Origin of the sequence: uncultured Veillonella sp. (assembly GCF_900545205.1) — a bacterium.
GTDB lineage: Bacteria > Bacillota > Negativicutes > Veillonellales > Veillonellaceae > Veillonella.
In genome coordinates, this window is the sequence record NZ_UQYC01000033.1 from 1 (window position 1) to 20,825 (window position 20,825).

A 20,825-nucleotide genomic window follows, 5' to 3' on the forward strand; every position below is an offset into this window, starting at 1 on the left:
AGATTCGAATGCCCCACGAGGAGTTGTTTTTGTAACAAAACCGATATCGGAACGAGGGGATGCTTGACCTTTAGTCAAACCATATACATGGTTATCCATTACAACATATGTCATGTTTACATTACGTTTGAAAGCATGGATAGTGTGACCCATACCGATAGCGAACGCATCGCCATCACCAGAGCAAGCGATAACTTCTAAGTCTTGGTTAGCAAGTTTAACGCCTTGTGCGTAAGGAAGCGCACGGCCATGAGTTGTATGCGCGCCATATGCGTAGAAATAACCACCGATACGGCTAGAGCAACCGATACCAGAAATTACTGCTAATTTTTCTGGTGGAATATTTTTCGCTACTACAGCGTCAGTAATCGCTGCTTGAACCCCATAATGGCCACAGCCTGGACACCAGTTAGGACGAATATCGTTTCTGTAATCTTTAGCTGTTGTCATATTATAGGACCTCCTTAATAGCATTTTTCACATAACTTTTTGTGAATGGATTACCATCGTATTTCAAGCAGCTGGAAATTTTAGATTTCTTATGCATGTTGATTTTAAATAAGTTAGTCAATTGACCTGTAGCATTGTGCTCAACGATAACCACTTTTTTCGCAGCATCCATGAATGGTTGTAATTGTTTAGCTGGGAATGGTTTAATCAAGCGCAATTGTAAGTGGTTAACTTTAACGCCTTCTTGATCGAATTCAGCAACTGCTTCTTCGATAGCACCACGGCTAGAAGCCATACCTACAACGAGTACATCTGCTTCGTCGTATTTAGCGTTATTCAAGAATGGTTCATAGTTATCAGCTACAGTTTCCAATTTGCGGAAGCGTTTATCAGTTTGTGCTACGTGCATTGTAGGCGCTTCTGCTGGTTTACCTTCTTCATTATGTTCTAGACCTGTGGAAAGGAATAGACCATTTTTCATGCCAGGAATTGTACGTGGAGAAATACCATCTTCAGTCAATTCAAAGCGTTTGAAGTATTTAGGTTGTTCCAATTCAGGAAGATCAGCTTCTTTCATCATTTTACCGCGGTTAATAGGTACACGGTTCAAGTCGAAGGAAGGAACGGATTGTTTATTCAAACCTTGTTGTAAGTCAGGCATGAAGATAACTGGGCATTGGTACATTTCTGCCAAGTTGAAAGCTTTTTGAATTTCATAGAAGCATTCTTCGATAGATGTTGGAGAAATTACGATACCAGCGTAATCGCCATGTGCATTGTAGCAAGCCGCATCAATATCGGATTGTTCAACCTTTGTTGCCATACCTGTGGATGGGCCAGAACGTTGAACGTCGATAACAACCATTGGCAATTCAGCCATGGAAGCCATGGATAAGGATTCAGCCATCAAGGAAAGACCAGGGCCAGAAGTACATGTGAAGCCACGAACACCTGCGTATACGCCGCCCATAGCTGTCATGCATGCTGCGATTTCGTCCTCTGTTTGAACGATTGTAGCACCCAATTTATCCATGTTTTTAATCATATATTCCATTACTTCAGATGCTGGAGTAATAGGATAAGATGCCATGAAACGGGAACCTGCTGCAATAGCACCAAGAGCACATGCTTCATTACCTAATAAGAACATTTGATCTTTCTTACCAGGAGCTGGCAATGTATCGATTTCAACATCGCCTAATTTTTCCATTACAAGGCCATAACCATCGTCAAAAGCAGCCAAGTTTTTATCCACGATTTCTTGGGATTTTTTCGCAAATTTAGCAGCAATCGCATCTTTGAACATCTTAGTATCGAAACCAAGAAGTGCTACAGACATACCAAGTGCTACGATGTTACGCATCAACATGGAACCTTGTTTCATTGCTGTTTCAGAAATTGGCAAGGACAAGCAATTAACCTTTGCACCTTCAAATTTAGAGAAGTCAGGATTTACTTTGCTGTCACAGATGATGTAACCGCCATCGCGAACTTCGGAACCATGCATATCAACTGTTTCTTGATCAAGAGAAAGCAAGAAGTCTACGCCTTCACCAATGGACATAACTTGTTCTAATGCAACGCGCAATGCGAATGTAGTATGACCACCTTTGATACGAGATGCAAACAAACGTTGGCTATACAAGGAATAACCTTCTTTAGCGAGGATTGTCGCCATGATTTCGCCACAACTCTCAATACCTTCACCTTGTTGGCCGCCCATTTTCCAGATAAAATCTTTACGTTTTTGCAAGAGATTCACCCTCCTTAGGATAAAAATTACACTGCTGACAAGAGTCTACCTTACTATGTTAATGTTTTATAGTACGAACCTGTCTATATCGTCATTGTATCATGTATATTTTGGGTTTACAATGTATCATTTCACATAATAATAGGTATAAATTAAGGCATTATAACTAAAAATTATAAGAGAAAAGGATACTACATGCTAAGTAGTATCCTTTTAGTATTAACGGTTATCGTTTTAAATAAATTATAGGAGAATGTAGTCTATACAAAATTATATAGAATATTTATTCTGTAACACCTCTTGCTGCCGTTCTTCGGTAAAGAAGATTTCCTCTAGACATAAACCTTGGGCTGGCGCCGTTTTGCCTATAACACGGCGATCTTTAGCCGCTAAATAGCACTTAATATCCTCCACCTTGCGTCTTCCCAGCCCTACATCGACAAGTAAGCCTGCAATATTGCGAACCATGTGGTATAGAAACCCATTGCCTATAACAGAAATGGTAACATGAGGGCCGTCGGCCTCTACATGGATGCCCATGATAGTCTTTACAGGATCAGCAGGCGTTGAATTCGTTCCCTTCAAGGTTGTAAAGTCATGCGTACCTAATAGTTCATTGCCGGCAGCTTGCATGAGCCCAATATTAAGAGGTTTCTTAACATGCCAATGGTATCGTTTTGTCAACGGATTAGCGATGAGTTGATTATGGATAGTATATACATACTCTTTACCATATATATTCCATCGCGGCTTCCAATCGAGTGGTATTTCTACCGCCTCAAGAACAACTATATCCTTTGGGATATGAGCAATCATAGCGCGAGGAATATTTTCTGCCGGTATAGCTCCAGATGTTTGGAATGTACAGACTTGAAACTTAGCATGTACCCCTGCATCAGTCCTAGAAGCACCGTAGATTTGAATTGGTTCATTACAAATTTTTGACAATCCATATTCTAAACAGCCTTGCACCGTTAAGCCCTTATCGTCAGGTTGCTTTTGATAGCCTGCTAAGTCAGTGCCATCATAAGCGACTATGATACGTATATTTCTCATAGATCAAGCCACCATAAAACGATGAGTGCGATGGTAACCAAAATGACAGCTCCTACGCCGATATAATCTACATAGGTAACTTGTAGCTCTTTCATGCGCGTACGGTTAACGCCCCCTCTATAACAGCGAGCCTCCATGGCAATCGCTAGTTCATCAGCGCGTCTGAAAGCACTAATAAATAATGGCACTAAGAGGGGCACCATGTTTTTAGCACGTTGAATGATAGAGCCTGTCACAAAATCTGCACCACGAGCAGATTGAGCTTTCATAATACGGTCTGTCTCGTCTAATAAAGTTGGAATAAAGCGCAATGCAATAGTCATCATCATTGCTAATTCGTGAGCTGGCACACCAATACAACGGAATGGATTGAGCAAATGTTCAATACCATCGGTCAAACGAATTGGTGATGTCGTATAGGTCAATAAAGACGAGAACAAGATTAAAAAGATTAATCGCGCCGCCATTTGTAGACCCATAGCCACGCCTTGATCTGTAATATTGATGATCCACCATTGGAAGATTGTATTACCTGGTGTTGTAAAGATATGAATACCCATGGTAAATACGATGATAATCCAAAGTGGTTTAATAGCTGACCACATCAAGCGTAATGGCAATCGTGATAAGAGCATAGCAAAGATTGTAAATGCCCCTACCAAGCCATACGCAAGAGGAGAGTTCGCTAAGAAGATGGCTACTACGAATATGGTAGTAGCAATAATCTTTGCACGAGGATCCATGCGATGCAAGAAGGAGTTTCCTGGGAAGTATTGCCCTATAGTAATGTTATTTAACATGGCTACCTCCTTCTAAAATGGCTTGTACTGCATCATCTACGGATAATACACGATTAGATACATCTAGTCCCTGTTCACGCAAATACTCCATAGTGACAGATACTGGTGGTACGTCTACACCAACAGCCTGTAATTCATCACGGTGATTATTAAAGATATCCATCGGCTCTCCATCGAGAACGATACGACCTTTATCAAGGACCACAAGGCGAGATGCCATGCGCGAAATATCTTCCATGTTGTGAGATACAAGGATTACTGTAATCCCCTTTTCTTTATGAAGGCGAATAATTTCTTCAAAGATTTCTTCACGACCAAATGGATCGAGACCTGCAGATGGTTCATCAAGAACTAGGAAGTCCGGATCCATAGCCACTACACCGGCAATGGCAACACGACGCATTTGACCACCAGATAGGTGGAATGGAGAACGCTCTGCATAAGTATCATAGTCGAGGCCTACAAATTTCATGGCATCTCGTACGCGTTCATCCACTTCATCTGCACTAAGGCCTAAGTTTTTAGGACCAAATGCAATATCTTCGGCAATGGTTTCTTCGAATAATTGATGTTCAGGATATTGGAACACCATGCCTACCTTATGACGCATCCTCTTAGCTTCCTCTGTAGAAGCGCTAATATCTACACCATTAACGGTAACGGTTCCTGTTGTAGGATGTAATAAGCCATTCAAATGTTGTACAAAGGTAGATTTACCAGACCCAGTATGACCAATGATACCTAAAAACTCACCGTTTTCAACGGTAAGAGATATACCATGAAGGGCCGTTTTTTCAAATGGAGTGCCTACACCATAGGTATAGGTAATATTATCTAATACAATCGCCATTAGTGTACGCCCTCCCCTCTTACGACATCTGAATTTCCATTGTTAGGAGAACTTATCTTGTGATTACCTACGTTATGTTCACTTAGTAATTGATCAGCCAATTTAGAATGTTTTAGACCTTCTGCTAATTCTTCATTGTTGATGATACTCTTACCTACTTCATAACCTTTTTCATTCAATTTGAAAGCAATTTCAGACGCCACAGGTACATCGAGGCCAAGTTCTTTTAAGGTATCTACATGGCTAAAGATTTCACGAGGGGTGCCATCATGTAACTTCACGCCATTTTTCATTACCACCACACGGTCCGCTGTAACAGCTTCCTCCATAAAGTGTGTAATGTATACGATAGTAATGCCTTCTTCTTTATTGAGTTTATGAACTGTTTCAAGCACTTCACGACGACCTTTAGGGTCGAGCATAGCTGTTGGCTCATCAAGGACGATACAATCTGGTTTCATAGCAAGTACGCCGGCAATGGCAATGCGTTGCTTTTGACCACCAGACAACAAATGAGGACCATGTTCTCTATATTCAGTCATATTGACAGCCTCTAACGCTGCATCGACACGTTTTCTAATTTCTGCGCTAGGAATACCTAAGTTTTCTGGACCAAAGGCAACGTCCTCTTCTACGACAGCTGCCACAATTTGGTTATCAGGATTTTGGAATACCATGCCTACATGTTGGCGTATATCCCAAATGTGCGCTTCATCGCGCGTATCATAGCCACATACATTGATATGACCTTCACTAGGTTGTAATAGCACGTTGAAATGCTTAGCTAGTGTACTTTTACCACTACCATTCGTACCGATGATACAAACAAACTCGCCGCGCTTAATAGATAAATTAACATCATTTAATGCATGTACATCATTGCCATTTTCATCGGTATAGATATGACTCATATGATTGACCTCAATCATAATGTCTTTTTCATTCATGGATAACCTCATATCTTTCTAGTCAATTTCGTTTCTATAAAAGTAGAACCATTTACAAATCAATCATCCTATATTGAGCCTACTAGCATCAATATAATATGTCCTGTTCATACACTTAGAATGAAATAGTATCTAAGGTATACTGTAAAAGGTTAACAATAGACATTTAATATTTACGATAACTGCTAATATATTACGATATTATACTCATCGATTGTACCATAAAATTGACAATAAAAAAACGGTGCTGCAACATAAGTTACAACACCGTATGAGTTTGATTAAACTAACTCGATAATAGCCAAAGGTGCAGCGTCACCTTTGCGAAGACCAGTTTTGATTACACGAGTGTAACCACCTTGACGGTCTGCATATTTTGGAGCAATTGTATCAAACAATTTTTTTACTACGCTTTCATCCATGAGGTATGCAAGAACTTGGCGACGTGCATGAAGATCACCACGTTTAGCCAAAGTTACCATTTGATCAGCTAAAGAGCGAAGTTCTTTCGCTTTAGCTTCTGTAGTTTCAATACGCTCATATTGGAAGAAAGATGTTAACATGCTACGGAACAACGCTTTACGAGCGGAGCTGTCGCGGCCTAATTTTCTGTACATTCGTCTTCCTCCTTATTCGCCTTTTTGTTTAAGTTGAAAACCACCTGGATGATTGTTGAGTTTTTCCTCAATTTCATCGATGGATTTTTTGCCTAAATTGCGAACTTTTCCTAAGTCATCAATGGTTTTGTCTAGCAAATCTGCAATTGTATTAATGCCAGCACGTTTCAAGCAGTTATACGCACGAACAGAGAGTTCCAACTCATCGATAGAAATCTTTGCTGGGCCGTCATCTACAGCTGGTTCTTCATTATCGGAACCTACTGGATCAACAACGATACCGCCTTCACCTGTGTTTACATCTACAACATCTGCAGAGTGCGCTAATTTAGTGAAGTTCCCTAAATAACCAATCATAATGGCAGCAGATTTTGCCACTGCATCAGCAGCAGTAATGGAACCATCAGTCCAAACTTCTAATGTAAGTTTGTCAAAGTCCATTTCATTGCCTACACGAACATCACTCACTTCGTATTTGGCACGAAGAATTGGAGAGAAGATGGAATCGATTGGAATACAACCGATTACATCTGTGTCTTTTTTATTCTTCGTGGAAGGAACGTAACCTTTGCCACGTTCAATCACTACGTCCATTACGAGATGAGCTGTCTCATCCATAGTCGCAATCACAAGTTCAGGATTCAATACTTCCACTTCTGGTGGGAATTGCTCAGCTAAGTCAGCTGCTGTCAATACACCATCCTTTTGGAAGTCAAAGTGAACTTCCAATGGTAGTTGCACATCTTCTTCAACTTTGATGCACAATTGCTTTAAGTTAAGGATGATATCCGTAACGTCTTCGCGAATACCAGGAATAGTAGAGAATTCATGAAGAACTCCATCAATTTTGATAGAGGTGATAGCTGCCCCATCCAAGGATGAAAGCAAAATTCTGCGTAAGCTATTACCGAGAGTGATACCATAACCACGGTCTAATGGTTCACATACGAACTTACCATAGCGACCGCCTTCGGCGATGTCCACCTTCTCGATTTTAAGTTTCTTTTCTTCGCTCATCAGGAACATCCTCCTATACAACACACGTTCATAGTTTAATTATAGCACCGTATCAAATCGGCCGCTATTAATTATACACGACGGCGTTTTGGAGGGCGACAACCATTGTGAGGAATTGGAGTTACGTCTTTAATGGAAGTAACTTCAAGACCTGCAGCTTGTAAAGCACGGATTGCAGCTTCACGGCCGGATCCAGGACCTTTTACGAATACTTCAACAGTGCGAAGACCATGTTCCATTGCAGCTTTAGCAGCTTGTTCAGCAGCCATTTGAGCAGCAAATGGAGTGGATTTACGAGAACCACGGAAGCCCAAGCCACCAGCGGAAGCCCAAGACAACGCATTACCGTTTGTATCTGTCAAAGTTACGATAGTGTTATTGAATGTAGAACGAATATGAGCCGCACCGGATTCAATATGTTTCTTTTCTTTTCTTTTAGTTCTAACAACTTTTTTAGCCACGCTTTATCCCTCCTTTATCTTATTTCTTTTTACCAGCAATTGCTTTTCTAGGACCTTTGCGAGTACGTGCATTCGTTTTAGTACGTTGACCACGAAGTGGTAAACCCATACGATGACGTTTGCCTCGATAGGAGTTGATTTCAATTAAGCGTTTAATGTTAAGAGCTTCTTCACGACGAAGGTCACCTTCAACTTTGTAATCAGCATCTAACAATTCACGGATTTTCGCTACTTCATCTTCAGAAAGATCACGAACACGTGTGTCAGGATTGATGCCAGTTTTAGCAATGATTTCAGATGCTAAAGTTGGACCAATACCATAAATATAAGTTAAACCAATTTCCACTCGTTTATCACGAGGTAAATCTACACCGGCGATACGTGCCATCTAATCATCCACCTCCTATCAGATTATCCTTGTTTTTGTTTATGTTTTGGATTTTCGCAAATAACCATTACACGGCCTTTGCGTTTAATGATTTTACATTTTTCGCATATCTTTTTAACTGATGGTTGAACCTTCATTAGTACCTCCTTTGTGGACCCTATGCTTATTTGAAGCGATAGGTGATGCGACCACGATTTAAGTCATACGGTGTCAGTTCCATAGTAACTTTATCACCAGGAAGAATACGGATAAAATTCATACGCATTTTACCTGACACATGAGCCAATACGATATGACCATTTTCCAATTCAACTTGGAACATGGCATTCGGTAAAGCCTCAACTACCGTACCTTCCACCTCAATAACGTCTTCTTTTGACATATCTTTTCCTCCGGTTACCTGTTTTATTTAATTAACCGCGGTTCATCACGCATGGTTAATATTTCAGGGCCGTTTTCTGTAACAACCACTGTATGTTCGAAATGAGCAGCAGGTTTACCATCTACGGTAACTGCTGTCCAGTCATCCCCTAATACATGAACACGATAACTGCCTAATGTAATCATCGGTTCAATACACAATACCATACCTGGTTTCATTAAAGGTCCTTGATCAGGACTACCATAGTTTGGTATTTGCGGATCTTCATGCATTTCGCGGCCTAAACCATGACCTACGAAGTCGCGAACGACACCGTAACCATGTTTCTCGCAATACGTTTGAACAGCATGACCGATAGCACCGATACGGTTGCCAACTTTCACTTGTTCAATTCCCTTGAACAGACTTTCTTCTGTAACTTTTAACAATTTCATCACATCAGGTTTGACGTGACCGATAGGAATCGTCACAGCCGAATCGCCGTGATATCCATCAATAGATGATACAAGATCAATACTGAGGACATCACCGTTTTTAAGCTTACGCTTAGCGCTCGGAATACCATGAACAACTTCATCATTGATAGAAGCACAGATTGTAGCAGGGAATCCATAGTACCCTTTACAACTTGGTATACCACCGTGGCTGCGAATATATTCTTCGGCAATTGTATCTAACTCAAGCGTCGTGATGCCAGGTTTAGCCTTTTCTACTAACAAGGACAACGTGTCTGCTGTAAGCTTACTTGCCTTGCGGATACATTCAATTTCATGGGGCGATTTCAAAATAATCATGGATTATTTCTCCAAAGCCTTAATGATGTCAGCAAATACTGCGTCTACATCTTGTAAACCATTAATTTCTTCATATAAACCGCTATTGCGATAGTAGTCGATTAAAGGTTTAGTAGATTCTTCGTACACAGCTAAACGTTTCTGTACTGTTTCAGGGTTATCATCAGCACGATTTTCTAGAACAGCTCGTTCGCTAATACGTTTAACTAATTCCTCGGAAGGAACGTTTAAGTTAAGTACAGCGTCCAAAGAAATTCCTAATTCTTTAAGGATTGCGTCCAAGGACACAGCTTGCGCTGTAGTTCTTGGGAATCCATCAAGAATAAATCCAGATTTGCAGTCATCTTTCACCAAGCGATCACGTACGATACCAACAGTTACACTGTCTGGTACCAATTGACCAGCATCGATGTATTTCTTAGCCTCAACTCCAAGAGGTGTTTCGTTCTTAATCGCAGCGCGGAACATATCACCTGTTGAAATTTGGGGAATACCGTATTTTTCAATAAGTCGAGCTGCCTGAGTGCCTTTACCAGCACCAGGAGGTCCCATTAATAGAATATACATATTGTTTCCCTCCTATTTCACAAAGCCTTTATAGTGGCGTGTTACCATGAGCGACTCAATTTGTTGCATTGTATCAAGCGCTACACCTACAACGATGAGAAGAGCCGTACCACCAAAGTATACGCCTTGGACGCCGGTAATGCTACCGAGGAAATTCGGTATAATAGCAACGACAGCTAAGAATACAGCGCCAGCCAAAGTGATCTTGGTCATCACGTTATCCACATAATCAGCAGTTGGTTTACCCGCACGAATACCTGGGATAAAACCACCGTATTTTTTCATATTATCTGCCATATCTGTAATGTTGATAGAGATTGCAGTATAGAAATACGTAAAGATAAAAATCAATAATGCATACAATGCCGTTTGTAACGGCGTACCCCATGTAAATAGATCAGCCACTTTATGAACAAATTCATTGTCAATAAATTGCGCAATCGTCACAGGGAACATCAACACAGATGACGCAAAGATAATTGGGATTACACCTGCCTGATTAACTTTCAACGGCAAGAATGTAGAGTGACCACCGTACATTTTACGACCTACTACGCGTTTAGCATATTGAATCGGAATACGACGTTGGCCTTGTGTAACTGCAACTACGACAGCAATCATCGCAAGAGCAATTACAGCAAATAAGAATGCTTGGAACATATTGATTGTTCCGTTTTGGATATATTGATAAATAGTTTCTAAACCATCAGGTAATCGAGCTACGATACCAGCAAAGATGATCAAGGAAATACCATTACCTATACCATATGCTGTGATTTGTTCACCAATCCACATCAACAAGCATGTGCCTGCTGTTAGGATGATGGCCACAACGAATACACTAAGGAAATCATTATTTACCAAAGCGTTGTTTGCTCTAAGAGCAAATGCCATGCCTGCGGCTTGTACAAAGCCGAGAACTACGGTGCCATAACGAGTTACCTTCGCTATTTTCTTACGCCCGTCTTCACCATCTTTACTCCATGCTTCAAACTGAGGAACCACAGACTGAAGCAGTTGCATGATGATGGAAGCATTGATGTAAGGTGTAATACTCATTGCAAAGATAGAGAACTTACTAAGCGCACCACCAGCAAACAAGTCTAATAGACCGAATAGGTTACCGGATGTAAACAAGGATTCGATAACAGATGCATCAACACCTGGAACAGGAATGTGAATACCAGCTCTAAAGATAGCAAACATCATTAATGTATAAAGAATCTTATTACGTAGTTCGGTAATCTTAAAGATGTTCGAGAGGCTATCTAGCACCCTAGATCACCTCTACTTTTCCGCCTGCTGCTGTAATTTTTTCTTCAGCAGATTTAGTGAAGCCATTAGCGATAACAGTTAAGTTTTTAGTTTCCAATGTACCGTTACCTAAAATACGAATGCCATCGCGTACATTTTTCAAAATGCCAGCTTCAATAAGAGCTACTGGATCAACTGTTGCACCGTCTTCAAAACGGTTCAATTGTTCTACGTTAACTTCAGCATATTGTTTAGCAAAAACGTTGTTGAAACCACGTTTTGGTAAACGACGATAAAGAGGCATTTGGCCGCCTTCAAAACCGGAGCGAACGCCACCGCCAGAACGGGAGTTTTGACCTTTTTGACCACGACCAGATGTTTTACCCAAGCCAGAACCTAAACCACGGCCTACACGAGTACGAGCTTTTTTGGAACCAGCAGCTGGTTGTAATTCATGAAGTTTCATTCAGTGCACCTCCTTATCAGTATTAAACTTCTTCAACTTTTACTAAATGTCTAACTTTGTGAAGCATACCTTCGATTTGAGGTGTTACTTCTTTTACAACTTGAGAATTAGTTTTTTTCAAGCCCAAAGCTTTAACTGTCGCGCGTTGATCTTCAGGACGACCGATTAAGCTTCTTGTTAATGTTACTTTAACTTGTGCCATTTCTTGTCTCCTTATTACGCGTTATAGATTTCTTCAACGGTTTTACCACGAAGTTCTGCAACTTCGCTAGCGCGTTTCAAATCTTTCAAACCTTCGATTGTAGCGCGAACCATATTGTTAGGGTTAGAAGAGCCCAAAGATTTAGTCAAGATGTTACGAACACCTACTAATTCCAATACGGCACGAACAGGGCCACCAGCGATAACGCCAGTACCTTCAGCAGCTGGTTTCAAGAATACGCGGCCTGCGCCGAATACGCCTGTTACGCTGTGAGGGATTGTACCATTTTTAATTGCTACGTTTACAATATTTTTCTTAGCATCATCGATACCTTTGCGAATTGCTTCTGGTACTTCCGCTGCTTTACCTAAGCCAACGCCTACATAACCGTTGCCATCACCAACAACTACAAGAGCGCTGAAGGAAAAACGACGACCGCCTTTAACTACTTTGGCTACGCGGTTGATGAATACTACTCTTTCTTTAAGATCAAGACTGGTGTAGTCAATTCTCGCCATGTCTATAGTTCCTCCTTCTTAGAATTTTAAGCCTGCTTCACGAGCACCTTCTGCAAGGGCTGCTACGCGGCCGTGGTAAATGTAACCACCACGGTCAAACACTACTGTGTCAATGCCTTTAGCGATAGCTTTTTTAGCAACTGCTTCACCAACAGCTTTAGCAGCAGCTACGTTACCACCATAGGACAAGTTCAAATCTTTATCTAAAGAGCTAGCAGCTACCAAAGTTGTACCTGCTACGTCATCAATAACTTGAGCATAGATGTTGCCTAAAGAACGGAATACGTTCAAACGTGGGCAAGTTGCCGTACCAGAGATGTGACGGCGAATACGAAGATGACGTTTTGCTCGAGCGATGTTTCTACTAGATTTACGAGGCAAGATATTCACTCCTTTCATTCATATAGATGATATTACTATTTACCTTTTGCACCAGCTTTACCAGCTTTACGACGAACAACTTCGCCTTCATAGCGGATACCTTTACCTTTGTAAGGTTCTGGTTTTCTCCATTTACGGATATCAGCTGCTACTGCGCCTACAACTTCTTTGTCTGCACCAGAAACAACGATTTTGTTAGGAGCTGGAACTTCAATTGTAATACCAGCTGGAGCTTCCATTTCTACTGGATGAGAGAAGCCAAGTGTAAGAGCTAATTTATTGCCTTGTTTAGCCGCTCTGTAACCAACACCGTTGATTTCAAGAGTTTTTGTGAATCCTTCAGATACGCCTGTTACCATATTAGCAACAAGAGCGCGAGTCAAACCGTGAAGGGAACGATGAGCTTTATTGTCGGAAGGACGAGCTACTGTAATTGTGTTACCTTCAACAGTGATATTCATATCTGGATGCAAATCGCGAGATAATTCACCTTTAGGACCTTTTACGTTCATATGATGGTTATCATATGTAACAGTAACGCCTGCAGGGATCTCGATAGGCATTCTACCGATACGTGACATTATTTCTACCTCCTATTGCTACTATTACCAAACGTATGCGATTACTTCGCCACCAAGACCTTCTTTACGAGCTTGTTTGTCGCTCATAACGCCTTTGGATGTAGAAATAACTGCGATACCCAAACCACCAAGTACACGAGGAAGTTCTTCCTTTTTCGCGTAAACACGTAAACCTGGTTTGGAAATACGTTTAATTCCTGTAATAACTTTTTCGTTATTGGAACCATATTTCAAAGTTACTTTTAAAGTGTTTTCTTCTTTTTCTACGTTCTTTACGAAACCTTCTTGTAAAAGGATGTCAAGAACAGCTGCTTTCATTCTAGATGCAGGAATGTTTACCGTTTCATGAAGTGCAGCATTTGCATTACGGATGCGCGTAAGCATATCCGCGATAGGATCGGTCATTACCATAATCTAAAAACCTCCTCTCGTCTAATATTACCAGCTGGCTTTTTTAACACCAGGAATTTGTCCTTTGTACGCCAATTCACGGAACGCAATACGGCTGATACCGAATTTGCGCATATAGCCGTGAGGACGACCAGTTAAGTTGCAACGGTTGTGTAAGCGTGTTGGGGATGCGTTTGCTGGTAATTTGGACAAGCCTTCATAATCACCTGCTGCTTTTAACGCTGCACGTTTAGCTGCATATTTTTCAACGATTTTAGCGCGTTTCTTTTCGCGTTCAATCATAGATTTTTTAGCCATCTATATGTTCCTCCTATTATTTTTCAAAAGGCATACCGAATTGAGTCAACAATTCACGAGCTTCTTCATCTGTTTTAGCAGTTGTTACTACGATGATATCCATACCAGTAACACGTTCTACTTGATCATATTCGATCTCAGGGAAGATGAGCTGTTCTTTAAGACCCAAAGCGTAGTTACCACGGCCATCAAATGCTGTTGCGCTGATACCGCGGAAGTCACGTACACGAGGTAATGCCGCATTGATCAATTTGTCGAGGAATTCATACATGCGTTCGCCACGAAGAGTAACTTTTGTACCCAACGCCATGCCTTCACGAACTTTAAAGTTCGCAATGGATTTTTTTGCTTTTGTGATTACAGGTTTTTGACCAGCGATGATAGTCAAATCATTAACTGCTGCTTCCAATGCTTTTGCATTGCCTACTGCATCACCAACGCCGATGTTGATAACGATTTTTTCCAATTTAGGGATTTCCATAACGTTGCCGTATTGGAATTTTTCTTGCAAACTCTTTTTAATTTCAGAGTTGTATTGTTCAAATAAACGAGACATTTATTTAGCTCCTCCTTTCCTGATTATTTAAGTACTGTACCAGATTTAACTGTAGCGCGAACGAATTTACCGTCTTTGCCTTCAACTTTTTTGATACGAGTAGCTGTTTTAGTTTCTGGGTCAACAACCATTACGTTAGAAACATGGATACCAGCTTCTTTAGTAACGATGCCGCCTTGTGGGTTAGCTTGAGAAGGTTTTGTGTGACGTTTTACAGTGTTAACGCCTTCAACAAATACGCGTTCTTTTTTAGGTTCAGTAGCAATTACTGTACCTTGCTTACCTTTATCTTTACCGGAGATAACAACAACTGTATCGCCTTTTTTGATTTGTAGTTTAGCCATATGCTGCGTTCCTCCTTCTTATAATACTTCTGGAGCCAAGGAAACAATTTTCATGAAGTCTTTTTCACGAAGTTCTCTTGCTACAGGTCCGAAAATACGAGTACCACGAGGGGTTTTATCGTCTTTAATTACTACTGCTGCGTTTTCATCGAAACGGATATAGGAACCGTCTTGACGGCGGATACCTTTTTTAGAACGAACAATAACAGCTTTGACTACGTCGCCTTTCTTGACAACGCCACCGGGTGATGCATCTTTTACAGAAGCAACGATTACGTCACCGATATTGCCGAATTTGCGATAAGAACCGCCCATGACTTGGATACACATAATACGTTTTGCACCAGTGTTGTCGGCAACATTCAAAATTGTTTGTTGCTGGATCATCGTCTATTCCTCCTTACATCACTCTTATTTTTGTCTTTCAAGAATTTCAACAACTCTCCAACATTTATCTTTAGAAAGTGGACGAGTTTCTACAATTTTAACTGTATCGCCAATTTGGCACTCATTATTTTCATCATGAGCTTTGAAGCGTTTAGTGCTAACCATTGGCTTGTTATATAATGCGTGAGGTACTTTACGTTCTACAGCAACAACAACAGTTTTATTCATTTTGTCGCTAACAACTTTACCTACGCGGACTTTACGTACGTTTCTTTCTTCTGCCACGATTTTAAGCCTCCTTTTCAACCTTTAACAAATCTGTTATTATGCGTTTTCAGATTTAAGTTCAACTTCACGTTGTACAGTTTTAATACGAGCGATTGTCTTCTTAACTTCACGAATGCGCATAGGATTTTCTAATTGACCTGTTGCAAGCTGAAAACGGAGGTTAAATAACTCTTCCTTAAGACCGGAAACTTTTTGTTCCATTTCGGCAGCGCTCATATTGCGAATGTCATTAACCTTCATTTACGTCACCACCCAATTCTTTACCCTTAACAACAAATTTGCATTTGATTGGAAGTTTATGGCTTGCAAGACGCATAGCTTCACGAGCTGTAGCTTCTGGCACACCGTCCATTTCAAACATTACACGACCTGGTTTAACTACTGCTACCCAGTATTCAGGAGAACCTTTACCGGAACCCATACGAGTACCAGCTGGTTTAGCTGTGATTGGTTTGTCAGGGAAAATTTTAATCCATACTTTACCACCACGTTTGATATAACGAGTCATAGCAATACGGGCAGCTTCGATTTGACGGTTAGTGATCCAAGATGGTTCGCATGCTACCAAGCCGAACTCACCATGAGACACTGTATTACCGCGCATAGCACGACCTTTCATACGGCCGCGGAATTGCTTACGATGTTTTACGCGCTTTGGAATAAGCATTACTTGCCACCTTCTTCCTTCTTAGCAGGTTGTTTTGCTTCTGGCAAAACTTCACCTTTGTAAATCCATACTTTAATGCCGATACAACCATATGTTGTATGAGCTTCAGCAGTACCGTAGTCGATGTCTGCACGAAGTGTATGCAAAGGAATAGAACCTTCACGGTAGGATTCGCTACGAGCGATTTCAGCGCCGCCAAGACGACCGCTTACCATGATTTTAATACCTTTTGCACCTAAGCGCATTGTACGACCTACAGCTTGTTTCATTGCACGACGGAAACCAATACGGCGTTCCAATTGGCTAGCAATGTTTTCTGCAACCAAGATTGCATCCATGTCTGCTTGTTTAATTTCTGCGATGTTAACGTCCACTTGTTTGTCAGTGAAACGAGTCATTGCTTTTTTGATATCTTCGATACCAGCACCACCACGACCGATAACCATACCTGGTTTTGCAGTGTGGATAGTCAATTTAATACGTTTATTTGTACGCTCGATTTCAATGCGGGAAATACCAGCAATGAAAAGGGTTTCTTTCAAGAAGTTACGAATTTTTACGTCTTCATGAAGATTAGCAGCGAAATCTTTATCTGCATACCATTTTGCGTCCCAATCTTTTACGATACCGACACGCAAACCGTGTGGATTAACTTTTTGACCCACTCTGTTTCCCTCCTTCTTAAGCTCTTTCTTTAACTACTACTGTTACATGGCTAGTGCGTTTCAAAATTTTGAAAGCTTGACCACGGGAACGAGGATGAATGCGTTTTAATGTAGGGCCTTGATCAACGAAGATCTCGGATACGTAAAGATTGTCAACATTCATATCGAAATTATGTTCAGCGTTTGCGATTGCAGAACGCATAACTTTTTCTACTACATCAGCGCCAACTTTCGGAGTGAACTTCAAGATGGCAAATGCTTCGCCGATGTTTTTACCGCGCACTAAATCTGCAACGATACGGATTTTACGAGGCGCGATTCGGATATGTCTAGCGATTGCTTTTGCTTCCATGTATTATTTCCTCCTATTTTTTGCCTGTAGATTTTTCGTCCTTACCATGACCTTTAAAAGTACGTGTAGGAGCGAACTCACCTAATTTATGACCTACCATATCTTCTGTAATGAATACAGGTACATGTTTGCGACCATCATGCACAGCAATTGTGTGGCCTACAAAACTTGGGATAATAGTAGAGGCACGGGACCAGGTTTTTACAACTTTCTTTTCGTTAGTTTCGTTTAAAGCTTCAACTTTCTTAAGCAAATGATCTGCTACGAAAGGGCCTTTTTTAATAGATCTGGACACTATTTTATCTCCTTTCCTTTATCCTATTTTGTACGACGTTTAATGATTAAGCTATTAGAAGCTTTTTTCTTGTCGCGAGTTTTAACACCATGTGCTGGTTTGCCCCAAGGTGTAACAGGATGTTTACGACCAACAGGAGATTTACCTTCACCACCACCATGTGGATGGTCACAAGGGTTCATTACAACACCACGGTTGCCAGGGCGAACGCCCATCCAACGATGACGACCAGCTTTACCAATTACAAGGTTGCTGTGGTCAGCGTTACCAACAACACCTACTGTTGCACGGCACTCTTGACGAACACGACGCATTTCACCAGATGGTAAACGAAGAATAGCATAGCCATTATCTTTACCCATCAATTGAGCAGATGTACCAGCGGAACGAACGATTTGGCCACCTTTACCGATTTTTAATTCGATATTGTGGATTTGTGTACCGTCTGGAATATTAGCCAATGGTAAGCAGTTACCAGGTTTAATATCGGACTCAGGACCGGAGAATACAACGTCACCAACTTTTAGACCGTTAGGAGCTAAAATGTAGCGTTTTTCACCATCAGCGTAGTTAAGCAAAGCGATACGAGAAGAACGGTTAGGATCATACTCGATTGTTGCTACTTTAGCTGGAATATTATCTTTAGTACGTTTGAAGTCAATAATACGGTATTGACGTTTGTGACCGCCACCTTGGTGACGAACTGTCATTTTACCAGTATTGTTACGACCACCTTTTTGAGAAATCTTAGCTAGCAAAGATTTTTCTGGTTTGCTTGCTGTGATTTCGTCGAAGGCGGATACTGTCATAAACCGGCGACCAGCGGAGTACGGTTTAAATGATTTAATTGCCATTAGTGGGCCTCCTTACAACTAGACTCTTAGACACCTTCAAAGAATTCAATGGATTCGCCAGCTTTTAAAGTAACGATAGCTTTTTTGTAATCGCTACGTTTACCTTGTGTACGACCCATGCGTTTAGTTTTACCTAAAACGCGAATAGTAGCTACTTTTTCTACTTTTACATTGAAGATTTTTTCAACTGCTTGACGGATTTGCACTTTATTTGCAGTCAAAGGCACACGGAAAGTGTATTTGCCTTCTTCCATAAGCATAGTGGATTTTTCGGTAATAACCGGGCGGATTAGTACATCATGTAATTGCATTATCCAAGTACCTCCTCGATTTTTGCGACAGCACCTTTAGTAATGAAGAGCTTATCGTAATGAAGAAGATCGAAAATGTTCATACCTTCGCAAGCCAATGCTTTAACACCTTGGATGTTGCGAGCGGAACGTTCAACATTTACATCACCTTCTGTGATGAACAATACTTTTGCATCACCAACGTTGAAGCTATTGATAATGTTCAACACTTCTTTAGTTTTAGGAGCTGCTAATGTGATTTCTTCCAAAACGTATAATTCGCTATTATTCACTTTATCGCTAAGAGCAGATTTAACTGCTAAACGTCTAGCCTTACGAGGCATAGCTTTGTAATAGCTGCGAGGTTGTGGACCAAATGTAGTACCGCCACCAATCCAGATTGGGGAACGGCTGGAACCGGAACGTGCACGACCAGTACCTTTTTGTTTCCAAGGTTTGCGGCCACCGCCACGAACCATACCTCTAGTTTTTGTTGCATGTGTGCCGAGACGTTCGTTAGACAATTGACGAACTACGGCTTGATGCATTACGGCTTCGTTAACTTCAACGCCGAATACTGCATCGTTTAACTGTATTTCACCGACTTTAACGCCGGATTGATTATATGTTGCTACTGTAGGCATTACATAATCCTCCTTTCGACAAATGATTATTTAACAGGTTTAACCGTGTTGCGAACCATAACCAAGCTACCTTTAGCGCCTGGGATACCACCTTTAACCAATAAAAGGTTACGTTCAGCATCAACTTTCACAACGGATAAGCGTTGTACGGTAACTCTGTAACCACCCATTTGTCCAGGGAGTTTTTTACCTTTGTATACCTTACCGCCGCCACCGGAGATCATAGGACCGATGGAACCAGGTTCACGGTGAGATTTGGAACCATGAGTTTCAGGACCACGGGAGAAGTTATGGCGTTTAATTGTGCCAGCAAAACCCTTACCTTTACCTGTACCCACTACGTCCACCAATTCACCTTCTGCGAAGATATCAGCTGCCAGAGTTTGGCCTACTGTGTAGTCAGCTGCATTAGCTACGCGAACTTCGCGAAGATATTTAACTGGAGCTACGCCAGCTTTGTCGAACTGACCTTTTACAGGTTTTGTTAAATGTTTTTCTTTAATGGAACCGTAACCAATTTGTACTGCTTCGTAGCCGTCTGTTTCAACAGTCTTAACGCGCACTACAACGCTTGGGGTAGTTTCCACTACTGTTACAGGAACTAATTGGCCTTCAGCTGTGAAGACTTGAGTCATTCCTAATTTTTTACCCAAAATAGCTTTAGACATTATCGCACCTCCTTATAGTTTTATTTCAATAGATACACCAGCTGGTAAATCTAAACGAGTGATAGCATCTACTGTTTTCGAATTTGGTTCAAGAATATCGATTAAGCGTTTATGTGTACGCATTTCGAATTGTTCACGAGAATCTTTGTTTACGTGTACAGAACGAAGAATTGTGAAGATATTCTTTTCTGTTGGCAATGGAATCGGACCAGATACCATAGCGCCATTTCTTTTTGCAGTGTCTACGATCTTAGCAGCGCTTTGATCGAGAGCTTTGTGGTCGTATGCCTTAAGGCGAATACGGATTTTTTGCTGTTTAGCCATTATTAATAATTCCTCCTGTCGTCCATTTCGTGAATGGGCTGCTCCATAGAAATTCTCCTCCGCAGAGGCAACCTTCTACTTCATAGTTTAAAAACACAACACTAGAGCGGCATTACTGCCGCTCTGAATGCTGCATGTATTGTGCTCAACGCATCACTACGATGAGCATAAAAGGTTAAATTAACCTTCGATTTCAGTTACAACGCCAGCGCCTACTGTATGGCCACCTTCGCGGATCGCGAAGCGAAGACCTTCTTCGATAGCGATTGGAGTAATCAATTCGATATCCATTGTTACGT

The 20,825-nt window shown here is 41.1% G+C and carries 37 protein-coding genes; all 37 read right to left on the bottom strand.

The window, feature by feature from the left end:
• On the bottom strand, positions 1–450 hold a 450-nt coding region (locus tag QZR70_RS04755; protein WP_295793468.1), incomplete at its 3' end, for a thiamine pyrophosphate-dependent enzyme.
• A gap of 1 nt (position 451) precedes the next feature.
• Positions 452–2,203 carry a 2-oxoacid:acceptor oxidoreductase subunit alpha gene (locus tag QZR70_RS04760; RefSeq protein WP_295793470.1) on the bottom strand — a complete coding sequence of 584 codons (1,752 nt, stop codon included), beginning with the start codon at positions 2,201–2,203 and terminating at the stop codon, positions 452–454.
• Positions 2,204–2,473: 270 nt separating this feature from the next.
• Entirely contained in the window at positions 2,474–3,259 is a 786-nt protein-coding gene (truA, locus tag QZR70_RS04765) for a tRNA pseudouridine(38-40) synthase TruA (protein WP_295793472.1), read from the bottom strand.
• Positions 3,256–4,059 (bottom strand): energy-coupling factor transporter transmembrane protein EcfT, encoded by an 804-nt coding sequence (locus tag QZR70_RS04770; RefSeq protein WP_227721017.1) that lies wholly within the window; start codon positions 4,057–4,059, stop codon positions 3,256–3,258. Before QZR70_RS04770 ends, truA begins: the two co-directional genes overlap by 4 nt.
• On the bottom strand, positions 4,049–4,909 hold the full coding sequence (locus QZR70_RS04775; RefSeq protein WP_295793474.1) for an energy-coupling factor transporter ATPase: 861 nt from the start codon (positions 4,907–4,909) through the stop codon (positions 4,049–4,051). The genes QZR70_RS04770 and QZR70_RS04775 overlap by 11 nt, the downstream gene beginning before the upstream one ends.
• Complete coding sequence (locus QZR70_RS04780) at positions 4,909–5,856, bottom strand: energy-coupling factor transporter ATPase (RefSeq protein ID WP_295793475.1); 948 nt, start codon at positions 5,854–5,856, stop codon at positions 4,909–4,911. The genes QZR70_RS04775 and QZR70_RS04780 overlap by 1 nt, the downstream gene beginning before the upstream one ends.
• A 281-nt stretch (positions 5,857–6,137) precedes the next feature.
• Entirely contained in the window at positions 6,138–6,473 is a 336-nt protein-coding gene (gene rplQ / locus QZR70_RS04785; protein WP_004695155.1) for a 50S ribosomal protein L17, read from the bottom strand.
• 12 nt (positions 6,474–6,485) lie between these two features.
• Positions 6,486–7,490, bottom strand: coding sequence for a DNA-directed RNA polymerase subunit alpha (locus tag QZR70_RS04790; protein ID WP_105089704.1), 1,005 nt, complete (start codon positions 7,488–7,490; stop codon positions 6,486–6,488).
• Between the two features lie 71 nt (positions 7,491–7,561).
• Positions 7,562–7,951 (bottom strand): 30S ribosomal protein S11, encoded by a 390-nt coding sequence (rpsK, locus tag QZR70_RS04795; RefSeq protein WP_004695151.1) that lies wholly within the window; start codon positions 7,949–7,951, stop codon positions 7,562–7,564.
• Positions 7,952–7,970: 19 nt separating this feature from the next.
• Positions 7,971–8,339 (bottom strand): 30S ribosomal protein S13, encoded by a 369-nt coding sequence (gene rpsM / locus QZR70_RS04800; protein WP_004695149.1) that lies wholly within the window; start codon positions 8,337–8,339, stop codon positions 7,971–7,973.
• A gap of 23 nt (positions 8,340–8,362) precedes the next feature.
• Positions 8,363–8,476 (bottom strand): 50S ribosomal protein L36, encoded by a 114-nt coding sequence (rpmJ, locus tag QZR70_RS04805; RefSeq protein ID WP_004695148.1) that lies wholly within the window; start codon positions 8,474–8,476, stop codon positions 8,363–8,365.
• Positions 8,477–8,502: 26 nt separating this feature from the next.
• Positions 8,503–8,721, bottom strand: coding sequence for a translation initiation factor IF-1 (infA, locus tag QZR70_RS04810; RefSeq protein ID WP_004695147.1), 219 nt, complete (start codon positions 8,719–8,721; stop codon positions 8,503–8,505).
• 23 nt (positions 8,722–8,744) lie between these two features.
• Positions 8,745–9,515 (bottom strand): type I methionyl aminopeptidase, encoded by a 771-nt coding sequence (gene map, locus QZR70_RS04815; protein ID WP_295216980.1) that lies wholly within the window; start codon positions 9,513–9,515, stop codon positions 8,745–8,747.
• A 3-nt stretch (positions 9,516–9,518) separates the two neighbouring features.
• Positions 9,519–10,082, bottom strand: a complete 564-nt coding sequence (locus QZR70_RS04820; protein ID WP_005385513.1) for an adenylate kinase — start codon at positions 10,080–10,082, stop codon at positions 9,519–9,521.
• 12 nt (positions 10,083–10,094) lie between these two features.
• Positions 10,095–11,357 (bottom strand): preprotein translocase subunit SecY, encoded by a 1,263-nt coding sequence (secY, locus tag QZR70_RS04825; protein WP_295793476.1) that lies wholly within the window; start codon positions 11,355–11,357, stop codon positions 10,095–10,097.
• 1 nt (position 11,358) lies between these two features.
• Positions 11,359–11,802 (bottom strand): 50S ribosomal protein L15, encoded by a 444-nt coding sequence (gene rplO / locus QZR70_RS04830; RefSeq protein ID WP_060923780.1) that lies wholly within the window; start codon positions 11,800–11,802, stop codon positions 11,359–11,361.
• 22 nt (positions 11,803–11,824) lie between these two features.
• On the bottom strand, positions 11,825–12,004 hold the full coding sequence (gene rpmD / locus QZR70_RS04835) for a 50S ribosomal protein L30 (protein ID WP_004695138.1): 180 nt from the start codon (positions 12,002–12,004) through the stop codon (positions 11,825–11,827).
• A gap of 14 nt (positions 12,005–12,018) precedes the next feature.
• A complete protein-coding gene (gene rpsE, locus QZR70_RS04840; protein WP_004695136.1) occupies positions 12,019–12,522 on the bottom strand; it encodes a 30S ribosomal protein S5 in 504 nt (167 codons plus the stop codon).
• 18 nt (positions 12,523–12,540) lie between these two features.
• Complete coding sequence (rplR, locus tag QZR70_RS04845) at positions 12,541–12,903, bottom strand: 50S ribosomal protein L18 (protein ID WP_009350984.1); 363 nt, start codon at positions 12,901–12,903, stop codon at positions 12,541–12,543.
• 35 nt (positions 12,904–12,938) lie between these two features.
• The gene (rplF, locus tag QZR70_RS04850; protein ID WP_039968986.1) at positions 12,939–13,484 is read right to left on the bottom strand and encodes a 50S ribosomal protein L6; all 546 of its coding nucleotides are present in this window, start codon (positions 13,482–13,484) and stop codon (positions 12,939–12,941) included.
• A gap of 24 nt (positions 13,485–13,508) precedes the next feature.
• Positions 13,509–13,895, bottom strand: coding sequence for a 30S ribosomal protein S8 (gene rpsH, locus QZR70_RS04855; protein ID WP_004695128.1), 387 nt, complete (start codon positions 13,893–13,895; stop codon positions 13,509–13,511).
• A gap of 27 nt (positions 13,896–13,922) precedes the next feature.
• The gene (gene rpsN, locus QZR70_RS04860) at positions 13,923–14,192 is read right to left on the bottom strand and encodes a 30S ribosomal protein S14 (protein WP_005377140.1); all 270 of its coding nucleotides are present in this window, start codon (positions 14,190–14,192) and stop codon (positions 13,923–13,925) included.
• Between the two features lie 16 nt (positions 14,193–14,208).
• Entirely contained in the window at positions 14,209–14,748 is a 540-nt protein-coding gene (gene rplE / locus QZR70_RS04865; RefSeq protein ID WP_024065152.1) for a 50S ribosomal protein L5, read from the bottom strand.
• Between the two features lie 23 nt (positions 14,749–14,771).
• A complete protein-coding gene (gene rplX, locus QZR70_RS04870) occupies positions 14,772–15,092 on the bottom strand; it encodes a 50S ribosomal protein L24 (protein WP_004695118.1) in 321 nt (106 codons plus the stop codon).
• Positions 15,093–15,110: 18 nt separating this feature from the next.
• Complete coding sequence (rplN, locus tag QZR70_RS04875; protein ID WP_004695117.1) at positions 15,111–15,479, bottom strand: 50S ribosomal protein L14; 369 nt, start codon at positions 15,477–15,479, stop codon at positions 15,111–15,113.
• Between the two features lie 24 nt (positions 15,480–15,503).
• A complete protein-coding gene (rpsQ, locus tag QZR70_RS04880; protein WP_005385504.1) occupies positions 15,504–15,764 on the bottom strand; it encodes a 30S ribosomal protein S17 in 261 nt (86 codons plus the stop codon).
• A 39-nt stretch (positions 15,765–15,803) separates the two neighbouring features.
• Entirely contained in the window at positions 15,804–16,007 is a 204-nt protein-coding gene (gene rpmC / locus QZR70_RS04885; RefSeq protein WP_004695115.1) for a 50S ribosomal protein L29, read from the bottom strand.
• Positions 15,997–16,434: a 50S ribosomal protein L16 gene (gene rplP, locus QZR70_RS04890; protein WP_004695114.1), complete on the bottom strand. Its 438-nt coding sequence runs from the start codon at positions 16,432–16,434 to the stop codon at positions 15,997–15,999. The genes rpmC and rplP overlap by 11 nt, the downstream gene beginning before the upstream one ends.
• Entirely contained in the window at positions 16,434–17,099 is a 666-nt protein-coding gene (rpsC, locus tag QZR70_RS04895) for a 30S ribosomal protein S3 (RefSeq protein ID WP_105084923.1), read from the bottom strand. Before rpsC ends, rplP begins: the two co-directional genes overlap by 1 nt.
• A gap of 16 nt (positions 17,100–17,115) precedes the next feature.
• Complete coding sequence (rplV, locus tag QZR70_RS04900; RefSeq protein ID WP_004695112.1) at positions 17,116–17,451, bottom strand: 50S ribosomal protein L22; 336 nt, start codon at positions 17,449–17,451, stop codon at positions 17,116–17,118.
• A 13-nt stretch (positions 17,452–17,464) separates the two neighbouring features.
• Positions 17,465–17,746 (bottom strand): 30S ribosomal protein S19, encoded by a 282-nt coding sequence (gene rpsS, locus QZR70_RS04905; RefSeq protein ID WP_060923779.1) that lies wholly within the window; start codon positions 17,744–17,746, stop codon positions 17,465–17,467.
• A 23-nt stretch (positions 17,747–17,769) separates the two neighbouring features.
• On the bottom strand, positions 17,770–18,600 hold the full coding sequence (gene rplB / locus QZR70_RS04910) for a 50S ribosomal protein L2 (RefSeq protein WP_005385496.1): 831 nt from the start codon (positions 18,598–18,600) through the stop codon (positions 17,770–17,772).
• A gap of 26 nt (positions 18,601–18,626) precedes the next feature.
• Positions 18,627–18,911 carry a 50S ribosomal protein L23 gene (gene rplW, locus QZR70_RS04915; protein ID WP_004695108.1) on the bottom strand — a complete coding sequence of 95 codons (285 nt, stop codon included), beginning with the start codon at positions 18,909–18,911 and terminating at the stop codon, positions 18,627–18,629.
• Positions 18,911–19,534 carry a 50S ribosomal protein L4 gene (rplD, locus tag QZR70_RS04920; RefSeq protein ID WP_005377066.1) on the bottom strand — a complete coding sequence of 208 codons (624 nt, stop codon included), beginning with the start codon at positions 19,532–19,534 and terminating at the stop codon, positions 18,911–18,913. Before rplD ends, rplW begins: the two co-directional genes overlap by 1 nt.
• A 26-nt stretch (positions 19,535–19,560) precedes the next feature.
• Complete coding sequence (gene rplC, locus QZR70_RS04925; RefSeq protein WP_004695102.1) at positions 19,561–20,202, bottom strand: 50S ribosomal protein L3; 642 nt, start codon at positions 20,200–20,202, stop codon at positions 19,561–19,563.
• Between the two features lie 12 nt (positions 20,203–20,214).
• The gene (gene rpsJ / locus QZR70_RS04930; protein ID WP_004695100.1) at positions 20,215–20,526 is read right to left on the bottom strand and encodes a 30S ribosomal protein S10; all 312 of its coding nucleotides are present in this window, start codon (positions 20,524–20,526) and stop codon (positions 20,215–20,217) included.
• Between the two features lie 180 nt (positions 20,527–20,706).
• A partial coding sequence (locus QZR70_RS04935; protein ID WP_295793478.1) for a hypothetical protein occupies positions 20,707–20,825 on the bottom strand: 119 nt, incomplete at its 5' end.